Below are 13,992 nucleotides of genomic sequence, written 5' to 3'. Positions count from 1 at the left end.
CTGACAGAAAATACCGCCCCTACCCAATTTCGAACATCAGGCTAGTATATGACTCCTGCTATACATTTGACTAAAGGTCGCGAAAAATCACTTCATCGTAAACACCCTTGGATATTTTCACGTGGCATTGAAAAGGTAACTGGCGAGCCTAAAATAGGGGAAACGGTTGACGTATTTGCACATTCTGGTCAATGGTTAGCAAAAGCAGCATTCTCTCCAAAATCGCAGATAAGAGCACGCGTGTGGTCCTTCGATAAAGCCGATAAGATTGATCAACCCTTTTTTGAGAAACGCATTCGTGATGCTCAACGTCTAAGGGACGATATCATCCAAAGGGACGGGCTTACTGGTTATCGTTTGATCGCCGCGGAATCGGACGGCTTACCGGGCGTCACTATAGACAAGTATGATAACTTTTTGGTGTGCCAGCTTCTAAGTGCCGGTGCAGAGCATAACAAAGCAGCGATCGTGAATGCGCTTATCGAGTGCTTCCCTAATCACAATATTTACGAGCGTTCAGATGTCTCTGTAAGAAAGAAAGAGGGGCTAGAAGAAACGGTTGGCGTTTTGCACGGCGATTTACCGCCGAAATTCGTCACGATCGAAGAAAATGGCATTAAAATCAACGTTGATATCGTAAATGGTCATAAGACTGGTTTTTATCTTGATCAGCGAGACAGCCGTTTACAGGCAATGAAGTACGTAGAAAATAAGGAAGTCCTCAACTGTTTCTCTTATACGGGTGCTTTTGGTTTATACGCCCTAAAAGGGGGAGCAAAACGCGTCATCAATGCTGATGTTTCTCAACCAGCGTTAGATACGGCAAAATTCAATGCCGAAACCAATGGTTTTGATATATCGAAAAAACGGGCTGTCTTTCTCAATGCCGATGTCTTCAAATTGCTTCGCGAGTACCGTGATCAAGGAACAAAATTTGATGTGGTTATTATGGACCCACCCAAGTTTGCAGAGTCTAAATCTCAACTGAACGGCGCATGTCGGGGCTATAAAGACATCAACATGCTTGCTATGCAAATCCTCAATCCGGGTGGCACCCTACTCACCTACTCTTGCTCAGGCTTGATGGAAAACGATTTGTTCCAAAAAATCATTGCAGACGCTGCTGTCGACGCGGGTCGAAGTGTTAAGTTTGTAGAGCGATTCGAGCAAGCTGCTGATCACCCTGTCGATACCGCTTACCCAGAAGGTTTTTACCTTAAAGGCTTCGCTTGTAAAGTGCTGTAGATTGTTTCTTATCTAAAAGGGGCTGACATTGCACCTTAAGCGCTAAGTCTATTTCGCCTTTTTTAGTGATTACAAAAAAAAGCTGCCTAATTCAGGCAGCTTTTGCATCATGCAATGTGACTATTGCTTTTGTTCTCTAATCATTGAGAAGCTTATATTCTTTGTTAGCTTATATTCTTTGTTGGTTTATGTTTTTTGTGGCTTACACGTTTTGGAGAACACCTCGCCTGATCTGATCTTCTTCTATCGATTCAAATAGCGCTTTAAAGTTACCTTCTCCAAAACCTTCATTGCCCTTACGTTGAATAATTTCAAAGAACACTGGACCGATAACCGTTTGCGTGAATATCTGGAGAAGAATGCCATCTTTTAAAGGCGCACCATCGATAAGAATTTGCAAATCTTTAAGGCGACTCACGTCTTCACCATGCCCCTCTACACGCTGATCAATTTTCTCATAATAGGTGTCTGGGGTAGGCATGAAATCCATCCCACGATCACGAAGTGTCTTTACCGTTTCATAAATATCATCTGTCGTCAGAGCGATATGCTGAATACCCTCACCATTGTACTCTTTTAAAAACTCTTCGATTTGGGACTTATCATCTGAAGATTCATTGATAGGAATACGAATTTTTCCACAAGGGGCAGTCATTGCTCGGCTTACAAGCCCTGTTAACTTACCCTCAATATCAAAATAACGGATCTCTCGGAAATTTCCGATACGCTCATAAAATCCAGACCAAACGTCCATATTACCTTGATGTACATTATGGGTCAGGTGATCGATAACATTGAGCCCTACTTCGCTAGCTTTTAGGCGCTCTTCCGCATCTTCATAAAACGTAAAATCGACATCATAAATTTCATTTTTGCCGTAACGGTCGACAAAATACAAGATGCTCTCTCCGATACCATAAATACCAGGAATGCTCAGTTCCATTGGACCGACTTCAGCTACGTATTTTTCACCACCATTTTCTATCGAGTGAGCAAGCGCTTTTGCCGCATCTTTCACTCGAAATGCCATACCACATACCGATGGTCCATGCTCACTCGCAAACTTTTCAGCTTGGCTGTTAGGCTGCCCGTTCACAATAAAGTTGATATCACCTTGGCGATAGAGCCACGCTTCTTTCGAGCGATGCTTCGCAACTTCAGCAAAACCAAGTGATAAAAATAGGGATTTTAAATCGTTGATACCCTTTTCGTTTGCTGCGGTGTATTCAACAAATTCAAATCCGTCTGTGCCAAGTGGGTTATATGAAGTGTTCACTGCCCTTTTCCTCCGTGAGCTTTGCCTTCGCTGAATCGCGAAAGTTATTAGGTGGTATCAACCAATCATGCTCGACAGGTCACCACGCCTTTACAACATGGATGAAAAAGCTCAACTTGAAAATAGATGTTAAAATTTTGATAAAATCACTAAATACAGAGTAGTATGTACAATAATATTTACACGCATGCGTAATGGAAGTTATTTTATTTAAAAACAGATGATTAGGATGAAAATATAGTCGTAAATTTTTGTAGCCACCCCCTCAGATAACATTACAACTATTTAACATTTAAGAGTTCGCCATTTTCTGCATCGAGATATAATTTATGTTCTCTTTCTATTCCACCACAGTAGGTGTAGTAGACGTCTCGAGGATGATAAACCACCGACTTAAGCCATCCTCCTACTTCTTGAAAATCGCCATTCGTGCATACTCCATCGTTTATCAGATCTTGAGATACCGACAGAAACAACTCTCGGTGGATCAAAAAATTGTCGGATCCTTTGATCGCTATCTCTGTACGTCCTGAGCGCACTTCATTAAGATTTTCAGGGACAGTGGAAGAGAGAAATTGTTCAGAGATCCACTGAGCGAACTCACCATCACCGTACTCATTATATTCAGCGATGCGTGCCCAACCTTGGTTTGACTCCAACACATTGACTTTATCGCCAATATCCAGAACACGAGAAATCAACGCATCTGTATCGGGTTCACGTCTCACATTTAAGCTGCTAGACGAAACGTAATATTCACCCAATTCAATTGTGGCTAGGTTTTCTTTTTTTTCGAGATCCACCATTGCGCCATCGAAATCGTTTTTTTTCTCTTCCACTTTGGCTACTCTGTCTGTCGCCACCATAGCTTGTGGCATCATCACAAAATAGTAATAAGCCCCGCCGCCACCTAGCCCCAGTAAAACCAATAACAACAGTTTTTTCATTTTTATGTCCCTACACAACGTCTTTACAGGATAGCAGTGTTTGTTTGACATTGACTATCCGGAGTCACTTTGATCTGAAGCATCCTTACAATAAAGAGATTTAATGTAATGTTCTGATTTAAATGTGACTTTGGAAGGCGACCTACGCATTCCGTAAAAGTAGGTTCGAAGAAAACACGTCGAGCGCTTAGTCACCTCCCCTTTTCCATCCTTAACCAATTACAGAGGTCTCATGCCACAAGTAAACCAACAAAGGCTTGTCGAACATTTCATGTCATTAATCAAAATCGACAGCGAATCTAGAAATGAAAAACAAATGGCTGAAACGGTTTCCGAACAACTCGGTCAGTTGGGATTTGAAGTGAAAAGACAAGCCGTTACTGAAGATATTTCTAACGGATTCAATGTTTATGGCAAACTAAAAGGAACGCTCGTGGGCAGTATTCTAGTGAGTTCGCATTTAGACACCGTCGCTCCTGGGAACGGAATTGTACCGGTTCTCGAAAACGGTGTGATTCGAAGCGCTGGAAATACCATTTTAGGTGGTGATGATAAATCTGGAATCGCGGTATTATTTGAAGCGGTTAGAACACTACAAGAGAATGCCTTACCCCATCAGACTATCGAGGTGGCATTTACCGTTCATGAAGAAGGTGGGCTTCATGGTTCAAGGCAATTCGAACTTGATAGCATAGAGTCTGAATACGCCATCGTTTTAGATTCCGGTGGTCCCATTGGCACAATTACGACTCAGGCTCCTGGTCAGCAGAACTTAAAAGTAACCATAAAAGGTAAACCTGCGCATGCGGGTCTGGCGCCAGAAGAAGGGATTAACGCAATGGTGGTTGCCTCTGAAGCCATTTCTAACATGACACTCTCTCGAATTGACTTCGAAACGACCGCAAATATTGGTGTGGTGTTTGGCGGTCAAGCAACCAATATTGTGATGCCCGAAATCTATATAGAAGCCGAAGCAAGATCGCTAGATGATGAAAAGCTGGCGAAGCAAGTTAAGCATATGGAAGACACCTTTATGCAAGCGGCACAAAAACATGGTGCTTCAGTGAGCATTGAGTCTAGTCGCGCGTATAACGCGTACAATATAAGCGACGATGATGATCATGTGTCTTCGATTAAATCAAGCTTTGAATCAATTGGTATCAGAGCAAAAACAAAGTCTACAGGAGGCGGGAGTGACGCTAATATCTTTAACAGTAGAGGCTTGAAAGCCTTGAACCTGTCTACTGGCATGGCAAAGGTGCACACTACTGAGGAATGCATTAAAGTCGAAGACATGGTGGATATCACACGTTTTTTGGTAAAGCACTTATCGTCATAGCGTTTTCCCTAACCACGAAATAGACACGTATTACACCTATTGGCGGATATTCTACAACAGCACATACGGTGCTGTTGTATTCCAAACAAGCATAACTATAGGCACGTGCAACACCCTAGCCTGTTAATCTTGCCATTTGAATTTCATTTTCTTAACGGTGCGGCTAGGTACATCGTGTACCGAAGTGAAATTCCCATTACAAACAACGATTTCAACATTTGCATTTAACTGCGAAGCCATATTGAGATAGGGGTTCATTTCCCAGCGCTCAACAAATGTATTGGAAACCACAACATCCCGACCTTCTTTTAGCACATGCTCGGTTTGCTCTTGGCACCATCTATGGGCTTGCTGAAGTTCATCCGGGTTGAATTGATAGGTGCCTTGTTGATTGACAAAATACATATCCGCTTCCACATGGTGGATAGATAAAGACTTGGCGTAAGTTGATTTCCCAGAACCAGGTAAACCACGAACTAAAATTAATCGAGGCACAGCTATCCCACAATACGTTAAGGGTTGGAAATGCTTCCTCAGAAAGAGGATAGACAGGGGCAAAATTCATACACTAAACTAACCTTCAGCCACTAGACAGACGACTAGCTAGCATATCGTGAATATATCGCTCTACAAACTCATCCAGCGCTTCTAGCTTTGACCTGACAACCCAAAAGCTTTCATATTCAGCAACCAGAAATTCGCCCCCTTTGGCAGTTAACTGATAATCCGATATCGATGTACTATCTGATGCTTCCTTTCTCTCTATGATTCCTGCTTCAACTAAATGGTCAAAACGGATACCACAATCAAGGCAGAAATCAAAAAGTGGCTTGCTTCCTTGTTTTAATTGTTTGTTCTTCCACAAATCACGCTTTTCAAAAAAGCACGCTGAAATGTTCATCTGTTCGATATCGATAGTTTCTACTTTAGATACGGACATAGTATGTATTCAAACCTAGTAATAAGTTATGTCATACCCGATGCAGAAATGTGGCTATCTGATCGCCACACCTACACCGAGCTTGTCCAGCCACTTAGGGAAACGCTTTATGTCGTCTCCTTTGAATATGCTGCCGTGCTGAAGGCAAAGCACATCCCTTTCTTGCTTACTGACCTTCTCGACCCTACGATCTTGGCGTTATTTGAGAAATCCACCTTTGGTGGAAAGACCCTATTTTGGTACATGAACACCAAATCATTGTACAAATAATGGCGCATATATCGTATCGAGCGCAGCCCCTATGCTTCCTGACAATTATAATTTTAGCCTGTGTATCGTAAACTGAGAAATTTCCAGACGAATACATGCAAATATGTGGACAGAAATTGTAGATTCCCGACATATTGAGATTTTGCTCTACTTTAGGTAGGAATCTTTACATATTCCACTTTCCACACCAAGTTTTGCCATACCAACATGACAGAATGTGAATGTGGTTACCGAAGCAGTGCCATTCATTCTATGAACGGAATGATGAGATAGAGATCTGAACCCTGCACCTTGAAGGTCACTTAGGTATACAATATGAGAACTTTCATAGACTTCCCGATAAACAGATATGATTTCAACTAGTAAACTCGCTGAGAAATTGAATGTTAGAGCAGGCGCTTTATTTCAAGCGTTAGAAAAATATGAGTTCATCGTCAAAGAAGATGAATTCTGGGCATTAACAGAAATAGGCAAGGCGCAAGGCGGACACTATAAAGAATCGAAACAATACGGGCGCTATATCGTTTGGCCAGAGGACTTGTATGTCCCTTTGTATGATCCAAAAGCGGATAAACTCACCGCAGCTCAAATCGGTGAGCGACTCAAGTTAACTTCCCAACAATCCAATCAACTACTTGGTGAATTGGGATGGATTTTAAAGTCGGATGGCGGCTGGATAGCCAGCACCTTAGGCAAAAGAATGGGAGCAGAACAAAGGCATAACAAAACGTCACACATTGACTATGTTGTTTGGGATAAGAGTATTATCGTGAACACTAGATTATTGTCGTCCGCAGAAGAATTGCTTGGATGCCACGTGAGTCAACGTTCGACCGATAAGTCTTACTCTAATTTCCGACAAAAATTCGAAGCCAAATTTCACTGTGCAGATGGTCACTATGTGCGAACAACAGAAGAAATGCATTTAGATAATTGGCTGTATCTCACTGGTATTGCACATGCATACGCCAGAAGACTCCCCATAGATAAAGACATTCAGTCCTCATTCTACTTACCCAGAGTGAACCTTTACCTAGAAATACGCATGAATGACATGAATGTAGAATTGAAAACCGAATTTGAACGTAAAATCCAAACATACCAGCAATATGGTCTTGCCGTTGTCATCATTTCGGTGGAAGACTTAGAAAACTTAGACAAGTCCATGCCTCTTCTCTTTGCTAACATCGGCATAACAATGTCACAAGTAAAAGGCAAAAAATAACCAGACCTCAATAAGCCTGGTTATTTTTTTACTCATTAGGACCAGTTAATTTCTTCAATAAAATCTTCTGTGTGCCTGCAATTCGGATAGCGGCTGCACGCGTAGTACCGTTTCCCTTTATGTGGCCCTTGCACCCCCACTTTTACCACCATGGGAGATTGACATTCCTTGCAAAATCTAACTTCGGGTTCAATATCGATAGTGTCCACGTATTCAGCCAACACCTTTCTCAATCTTCCTACTTGGTATGCGTACTTTTCATTAGCACCGATTAGGGGGATGCCCGATGTCTTACAAACATGCATCAGCAGCTTTTCTCTTTCCGCTTTTGTTTTATTGAGTTCTTTACCGTTATCAAATTCGATAATGCATAAAACTTCGAGTGTGCCAGGGCGACAAACCACAAAGTCGAGATGTTTTCTCGCAATACGATTAAATGCCGCCAACCATTTTTTCTTATCTTTGTTTGGTGCTGGCATCAATACGTCTGCCATGTGAACTTTTGCAAATACGAAAGCGCGGTTATCAACAGCGGCGATCAGTGCATTATAAAATGCCACTTCTGGCCCACTCATTAAGTTTCCGACCTTCTTATAAGGGTAAGTGATAGGCGCATAGCGTTTCGCAAAGTATTTTTGGTATACAAGAAATACCGTTACCAAGACAAAGAGCAAAATTGCAACGCTCTGCATATTCATTCCTTCTAGTTTATTGTAATACCCTGTTGAACCCGTTGTTCTGAGTTTCAAATGAAGACATGTAAGTTGACTGCTGACCTTCTTCATTTTCACCAACGCGATCTGATTATACCCAAGTCAGCACAAGTCGCTAGAATGGATTGGTCTTTTACGATTGTTTTTACTGTACTTTGTTGCTTGAGTATTTATATACTCCGTCGCATGAACGTAGAAACCATAATTCAACTGGTGCTCTTTTTAGGGCTTTTAACGACTGGTTTTGCCGCATGCCTTTCAGACGTACGTCATAGAATCATCCCCAACCAATACTCCATCATCATTGGTTTTATTTCTATTGCTTTGGCATTGATTAGTGGTTTTGCTCTCGAATCATTGCCCTATGCTGCTTTGGTTTTTATTGTTGGCTTTATCGCTACCATTATTGGCATTTGGGGAGGAGGTGATACCAAGCTTTTAGCCGCTTATGCTCTTGGTATTAGACCCGAATTTCTCGCCATTGCTGTTCTTGCGATGTGTATGCTCGGAGGGGTTCAAATTGTGGTCATGTTGATGCGATATCGGAGCATTCAGGCTATTCGAGAAAATGGAATAGCCTATGGAATTCCGATAACAATGAGCTCTGCATTTTTTGCTTTCGTAAGCTTATAGTGGGGTATCTAACCAAAGGCGGAGATCATTCGTTTTCGAAATGCTGCTTCATGTATGTCGTCATGATTTTATCGGCGTCTATTTTTGCAAGCCCACGGTTAAAAATCTCCAACCATTTTTCTCCTTGCTCCCCTCGGTTAAAGGCAATATATAAATGTTTATTGACCAAGGGTTTTGTATTCATCTGAATTTTGTCTTTCACTTTCGCAACATCGTCATCATAAAGCTTAAGAAACTTCAAAACATTTTCATCAATCACGGCAACGTCTAATTGCGCATCCGCTACTTTGAGTACACTCTGTTTGTCCGTGAGAACAGACACAGCCAATAGTTGACCACTTTGCACCATGTCATCAAATTCCATGGTGTTTCTGTACCCATTTACAACGCCTATCTTATAAGGAATTAAATCGGTTAAAGCGCGCCATTTAATAGGCTTGCTTCTTTGCTCTACAAATCCCAACATGCCACTGCCCATTTTGTCGGAGAATAGCAATTTATTGGTCCTAAAATAGTAAGCTGGGAAATAACCTGCGTATCGGTCATTGGATCGGGCAAGAGATACCGCTCGATTCCAAGGATAAAACTCAACGATAAGCTGGTGACCCATAGCAGCAAAAGCCGCTTTGGCCACAGCAACGCTGGCGCCCTGTTCAGCAAGATGCTCTCCCGTATAGGGAGGCCAATATAGGGATGTTAATCGTACAGAGTCTGCAACTGAATAACATGGCAAAACTGAGGCAGCAGTAAGCATGCAGCCCAGCCAAAGCCTCTTAAATTTTAGATTCATTTTACTAGCAACTAACTGTTATGGTGAGGTCAGCTCTATAATTGTCCGACCTTCAAGTTTTATGGTTTTTAACGTGTCTTTCCAATGCTTATCTATAAGCCTCTTTATTAAACCACTCTCTTTTGCATGCTTCAATGCTCTTTCAATCAGCAATTTATGTTCTAACGACAATTCGCTCATATAGAACACCATATTACGATCATACTTTAGTATCAGGTTCTTTTCGATGCTTAATTGGGGTTGAGATTTGGCTTCGGCAACAACCTCATGCATGCCTCTGGGGAAGTAATTTACTCCCCCTTCTATGTTCAGCATTTCGTACAATTCTCTCCACTCACCATCCTTTACATGATAAGGAAGCTTATTGGCTTTCCAGACATCAATATCGTACCAATTTGCCCCCAGACCGGCGACCACCCCCAATTTTTGAAGCTCTTCTAACGTGGTAATTTTATCGTATCGAGCTTGAGCCCCCTTTGGAATGAGTAGCACTCGCTGCCCAATCATGCCTTCTGTTAACGGGACATCAATTACGTGGTATTTGGCGTTGCGTTCTGGCGTTTTAACCAACCAGTACACAGAAAGCTGATTTTTATTCAGCATATGTACAATACGTTTCTGAGGAGTATGCTTCGATGGAGTAACAATATTCAGCTCGATCCCCTGAGCTTTTAAAGATTCAACCAAAAGCTCATGAAAGTAAGCATGACCGTTGTCACTAAACGCTGGTAACGTCAAAGTAACTTTGTTAACAGCCATGGCGTTGGTTGCAACACTGATTGAAAATAAGAGGCTGATGACCCAGTACAGACGGTTCATTCTACCTACCTTTTTATAATTCCCCTACTGTTTACTATATACCTTAAAAAGCTCGGCGATTAACGAACTTGATACATTTCGACCCCAAACTTATCAAGGTTGAGTGTTTTTCACCTTTATTGCAGTTTCTTGTGGTAGACGTATCTCGGGTATTCCAAGGTAAAAGCCTTGAAATATAGCCATATCGAAACGAGCAAGTTTATCTCGCTGCTGGTCTCTAACTCCACCATCAATATAACTTACTGCTTTGTTTTTATTAATTTTAATTTTTGATGTCCTTTCATCATTAATAAGCAAAATCAGCTCAAAATCGTCATTTTTACCGTAGAGAAGTGACAACAAATGTCGTATTGGTACCTGCATCCAACTTAAAACCACACACAGTGAGTTGATTGATAAGTAAAACACACCTCAAAAACAAACCTTAGGTTTAAAGCAATGATTAATGAGCCAATAAATAAATCATTTGATTCCTACATTGAATAGAAATATCTTGCAATAATTTATTTCATTATTTCTGTTAACTTACTTCCATTTATTGTTTACAGAAAATGTCGTTATCCCTATCCTCTCGGATTAGCTTCTCCAAATAATCTTCTATATCGAGCTCTGTCTTTATGAAAAACTCTAGGATGCCTTCTTCTATTTCAAAAGCTTTACTGGTTTTAGCCAGTTTAATGTCAATGCCCTCATTCGCTTCAGATGACAAACCTATAGCATTGAATAATAAGCCTTTTATTGTTGGAGCAGTGTCCGAAAAAGTCAAATCTAGGATTAAATGGAGCCTTCCTCTGGCCGAATATCTGGCAAATAATCTAAAAGAGTACGGCTATACGCATGGGGAAGTTGTTGTTGTTCCGACATTAGAAGAAATGGCTGAGCAGCTTAAGAATGGTCACGTTCATCTTTTACCAGCGACGGTTTATAGCGCTCTAATTTATGAAAAGAGAGCCGATACGAACATACTGGTAAGACGCTGGAAAAATGGTACACCGACATATCACTCTATAATATTCGGTCGTAAAGATGGGCAGGCACTGAATTTCAATGAGCTGAATGGAAAAACAGTACTTTTTGAACAGCCAAACTCAAATAGCTCGTTTTTTATACCTGCAGTAGCGCTTATTGGACAGGGGTATAAGTTGCAATATCTGAAGACCCATACCGATAAGCCGGATGCAGACAAAGTTGGTTACATGTTTATTAATCAACAACTTAAGAATTCAAATGAAATAAACATATCATCTTGGGTCTACCAGCGACGTGCGGATCTTGGTGCCTTCAGTGATAGAAACTGGAATTCAACAGAGGATATCCCAAATAGAATTAAACAATCCGTCGAAATTGTATACGAATCTTCTCTGTACCCACGAGACCTGATGATATCGTCCCCAACGCTATCACCGGAGATGAATTTAGCCATTAAGAATACGTTAAAGGCAATGCATTTGTTGCCAGAGGCTAAGGCGACACTTGTACAATTCCAAAGAACATCACAATTCGATGAACTGAACCACGAAATGTTGAATGTCATTGATGAAGCACGACAGCACCTTTCGAAAATCGAAGCTTTGCAAAAATGAGTCTATTTCCTTCGATAAGACTTAGCACAAGATACATCATCGCTACGGCGAGTATCATCACTGCACTCTCTCTAAGTCATTTTGTACTTCAACAAAAGCTATATACCCAGCACACTGAGAGTATTATCGAGGAGCTAAGCAACCATTCCCGCACCAGCCTGAGCCAACAGCTTGAACTACGGGGTAAATCCATTGCTCATTACCTTGCAGAGCATCTGTTCGATCCACTGTATAACTTCAATTTAGAAGCGACTTACTTGGCCATTCAACCTGCGATTTCGCAGCAAGAGGTAATGATAGTTCATGTCATTGACCAACATGGCAAAATTTTCCATGACGGAACGGAATCAATGCTTCTCTTTGGAGAAACGCCGCCTAATGCAGAAGCGATTAAGCAGTCGATGGAAACGAATACCTCTTTCATCGAACAAACGAATGCCAAATTGATTTACATTCAGCCCATTTCCCAATCAGGCATATCAATGGGGGCGGTCTATTTAGAGTTAAGTTTGGACAAGCTCCTGACCGATATTTCGGCAAACCAAATCGTAATTAGCGATGTATACAAAGAAAACATACGCAGTTTATATCGGAGCCATTTTTGGGTTACAACGGTCAGTTTCATTGTCAGCCTTTGTCTTGCCATGCTAATGGCGCGCTCACTGACACAACCGATTCGAAAGCTCACCGCTCATATACAAGAAGCAGGTCAAGGTCACTTCCGTACGATGCCAGCATTACGTCGTTCTGATGAAATAGGCAAGCTTGTTAACGCATACAATGACATGGGCATGCGGATCAAAAAGCATACCGAAGATATCAGATTCATGGCCTATCATGATGCATTAACTGGGTTACCAAATCGCTCATGCTTCATTCGGCACGTAAATCAGCTTATTCACGCTCAAACCTACGACAATATTGATCTCTTCTTTATTGACTTAGATGAATTTAAGCAGGTCAACGATCATTTTGGCCATGCGTCTGGTGATCATTTGCTTGAAATCGTTTCATCTCGATTAGCGCATGAAGTGGGGTTCAGTTTTGTGGGATCCACTTCGAACATGGTTGCACGTCTAGGTGGCGACGAATTCCTAATTTGTTGTACTGGTCTTGTGGGTGACCAACGTGAACGTATGGCTAAGAATATTCTGGATACATTACAAAAAGAAATAGTAATTGAGCACGATTCTATCGTTGCTGGTGGAAGCATTGGGTTGGCCTCTTTTCCTCAACATGGGCTCGATGCAGATACACTGATTAAAAATGCCGACATTGCGATGTATCACGCTAAGGACCGTGGTAAAAACACGTACAGTTTATTCACGCACGCCATGAACAAAAAAATCGAGCAGCGAATAGATATAGAGCAGGAGCTCAGAAAAGCCCTATCGGATCCAACACAGTTCGAGCTGTGGTATCAGCCCAAAATCAACATGAGCACGGGGAAAATCATCGGGGCAGAAGCTCTAATGCGCTGGCGTCACCCTACTCGCGGCATCATTATGCCCGATCAGTTTATCCAAATTGCAGAAAACACCGATATGATCTTGTCTATGGGCTCGCATTTAATCGATCTTGCCTGTACTCAACTAGTACAGTGGGCAAACAAGCAAGTACCACCCGACTTTTATCTCACGATTAACCTATCAGCGAAACAACTTTACAGGCAGGATATAGGTGCAATATTAGCGAAAAGCATGATGAAGGCGGGATGCAAACCCAGTCAGCTTCAACTCGAAGTGACCGAGAGTCAGCTACTGCATGATATTGATGCCGCTAGAGATATCATTCGAAGTCTAAGAGAGCATGGCATCCAAGTGCTTTTAGACGATTTTGGAACTGGCTACGCTTCCTTGAGTTATTTGCAGAAACTGCAATTTGATGGCGTAAAAATAGACCGTTCATTTGTTTCAAATATGCACATTAGTGCAAACAATCGTTCCTTAGTTAAAGCCATTGTTTCTATGGCAAAAAGCTTAGGAATGAAAACGGTCGCTGAAGGCATCGAAACTCAGGAACAAGCCGAATACATAAGGCAAATTAATTGCGATATCGGGCAAGGTTTTTACTACTCAAAAGCCCTTCCACCAACTGAATTTACACAGCAATGGTTACTTTCAAATTCCAATGCTAATGAACAACGCAAAACGTGAGTTTGGCTTTGGGTGATCGGCCGGATTCCATATTCAAACGACATTCTCAGCGATAT

At 41.6% G+C, this 13,992-nt stretch carries 15 protein-coding genes; 7 read left to right on the top strand and 8 right to left on the bottom strand.

Going from position 1 to position 13,992, the window contains the following annotated elements; translation table 11 throughout:
• Nucleotides 1-48 precede the first annotated feature (48 nt).
• Complete coding sequence (locus tag HC752_RS07565) at nucleotides 49-1,245, top strand: class I SAM-dependent methyltransferase (RefSeq protein WP_190334531.1); 1,197 nt, start codon at nucleotides 49-51, stop codon at nucleotides 1,243-1,245.
• A 202-nt stretch (nucleotides 1,246-1,447) separates the two neighbouring features.
• On the opposite strand, the gene hppD is transcribed toward HC752_RS07565, so the two are convergent.
• Entirely contained in the window at nucleotides 1,448-2,521 is a 1,074-nt protein-coding gene (hppD, locus tag HC752_RS07560; protein WP_190334530.1) for a 4-hydroxyphenylpyruvate dioxygenase, read from the bottom strand.
• Nucleotides 2,522-2,802: 281 nt separating this feature from the next.
• Nucleotides 2,803-3,468: an SH3 domain-containing protein gene (locus tag HC752_RS07555; RefSeq protein WP_190334529.1), complete on the bottom strand. Its 666-nt coding sequence runs from the start codon at nucleotides 3,466-3,468 to the stop codon at nucleotides 2,803-2,805.
• Nucleotides 3,469-3,700: 232 nt separating this feature from the next.
• On the opposite strand from HC752_RS07555, the gene HC752_RS07550 reads away from it, so the two are divergent.
• On the top strand, nucleotides 3,701-4,807 hold the full coding sequence (locus tag HC752_RS07550) for a M20/M25/M40 family metallo-hydrolase (protein ID WP_190334528.1): 1,107 nt from the start codon (nucleotides 3,701-3,703) through the stop codon (nucleotides 4,805-4,807).
• A gap of 123 nt (nucleotides 4,808-4,930) precedes the next feature.
• Here HC752_RS07550 and HC752_RS07545 read toward each other — a convergent pair whose 3' ends face one another.
• Nucleotides 4,931-5,302: an AAA family ATPase gene (locus HC752_RS07545; RefSeq protein ID WP_190334527.1), complete on the bottom strand. Its 372-nt coding sequence runs from the start codon at nucleotides 5,300-5,302 to the stop codon at nucleotides 4,931-4,933.
• 85 nt (nucleotides 5,303-5,387) lie between these two features.
• Complete coding sequence (locus HC752_RS07540) at nucleotides 5,388-5,747, bottom strand: hypothetical protein (RefSeq protein WP_190334526.1); 360 nt, start codon at nucleotides 5,745-5,747, stop codon at nucleotides 5,388-5,390.
• A gap of 3 nt (nucleotides 5,748-5,750) precedes the next feature.
• Here HC752_RS07540 and HC752_RS07535 point away from each other — a divergent pair, with 3 nt between their 5' ends.
• Nucleotides 5,751-6,017 carry a hypothetical protein gene (locus HC752_RS07535; protein WP_190334525.1) on the top strand — a complete coding sequence of 89 codons (267 nt, stop codon included), beginning with the start codon at nucleotides 5,751-5,753 and terminating at the stop codon, nucleotides 6,015-6,017.
• Between the two features lie 349 nt (nucleotides 6,018-6,366).
• Nucleotides 6,367-7,242 (top strand): glycerol kinase, encoded by an 876-nt coding sequence (locus tag HC752_RS07530; RefSeq protein ID WP_190334524.1) that lies wholly within the window; start codon nucleotides 6,367-6,369, stop codon nucleotides 7,240-7,242.
• Nucleotides 7,243-7,277: 35 nt separating this feature from the next.
• Here the strand turns inward: HC752_RS07530 and HC752_RS07525 are convergent, their stop codons facing one another.
• Entirely contained in the window at nucleotides 7,278-7,934 is a 657-nt protein-coding gene (locus HC752_RS07525; RefSeq protein WP_190334523.1) for a DUF2726 domain-containing protein, read from the bottom strand.
• 57 nt (nucleotides 7,935-7,991) lie between these two features.
• Between HC752_RS07525 and HC752_RS07520 the strand changes: the two genes are divergently transcribed.
• Entirely contained in the window at nucleotides 7,992-8,588 is a 597-nt protein-coding gene (locus tag HC752_RS07520; RefSeq protein ID WP_190334522.1) for an A24 family peptidase, read from the top strand.
• A 25-nt stretch (nucleotides 8,589-8,613) separates the two neighbouring features.
• On the opposite strand, the gene HC752_RS07515 is transcribed toward HC752_RS07520, so the two are convergent.
• From HC752_RS07515 to HC752_RS07505, 3 genes are all read right to left on the bottom strand, one after another.
• On the bottom strand, nucleotides 8,614-9,378 hold the full coding sequence (locus HC752_RS07515) for a substrate-binding periplasmic protein (RefSeq protein ID WP_446751426.1): 765 nt from the start codon (nucleotides 9,376-9,378) through the stop codon (nucleotides 8,614-8,616).
• Between the two features lie 18 nt (nucleotides 9,379-9,396).
• Nucleotides 9,397-10,197, bottom strand: a complete 801-nt coding sequence (locus HC752_RS07510; RefSeq protein ID WP_238930455.1) for a hypothetical protein — start codon at nucleotides 10,195-10,197, stop codon at nucleotides 9,397-9,399.
• 93 nt (nucleotides 10,198-10,290) lie between these two features.
• The gene (locus tag HC752_RS07505; RefSeq protein ID WP_190334521.1) at nucleotides 10,291-10,536 is read right to left on the bottom strand and encodes a hypothetical protein; all 246 of its coding nucleotides are present in this window, start codon (nucleotides 10,534-10,536) and stop codon (nucleotides 10,291-10,293) included.
• Nucleotides 10,537-10,829: 293 nt separating this feature from the next.
• On the opposite strand from HC752_RS07505, the gene HC752_RS07500 reads away from it, so the two are divergent.
• Both HC752_RS07500 and HC752_RS07495 read left to right on the top strand, forming a co-directional pair.
• Nucleotides 10,830-11,780, top strand: a complete 951-nt coding sequence (locus tag HC752_RS07500; RefSeq protein WP_190334520.1) for a phosphate/phosphite/phosphonate ABC transporter substrate-binding protein — start codon at nucleotides 10,830-10,832, stop codon at nucleotides 11,778-11,780.
• Nucleotides 11,777-13,936, top strand: a complete 2,160-nt coding sequence (locus tag HC752_RS07495; protein WP_190334519.1) for an EAL domain-containing protein — start codon at nucleotides 11,777-11,779, stop codon at nucleotides 13,934-13,936. The genes HC752_RS07500 and HC752_RS07495 overlap by 4 nt, the downstream gene beginning before the upstream one ends.
• Nucleotides 13,937-13,992: the final 56 nt, after the last annotated feature.

This window comes from Vibrio sp. S9_S30 (assembly GCF_014694455.1).
In the GTDB taxonomy this organism is placed as follows: domain Bacteria; phylum Pseudomonadota; class Gammaproteobacteria; order Enterobacterales; family Vibrionaceae; genus Vibrio.
The sequence above is the reverse complement of the archived record's forward strand: the minus strand, read 5'-3'. Positions and strand labels throughout refer to the sequence as shown.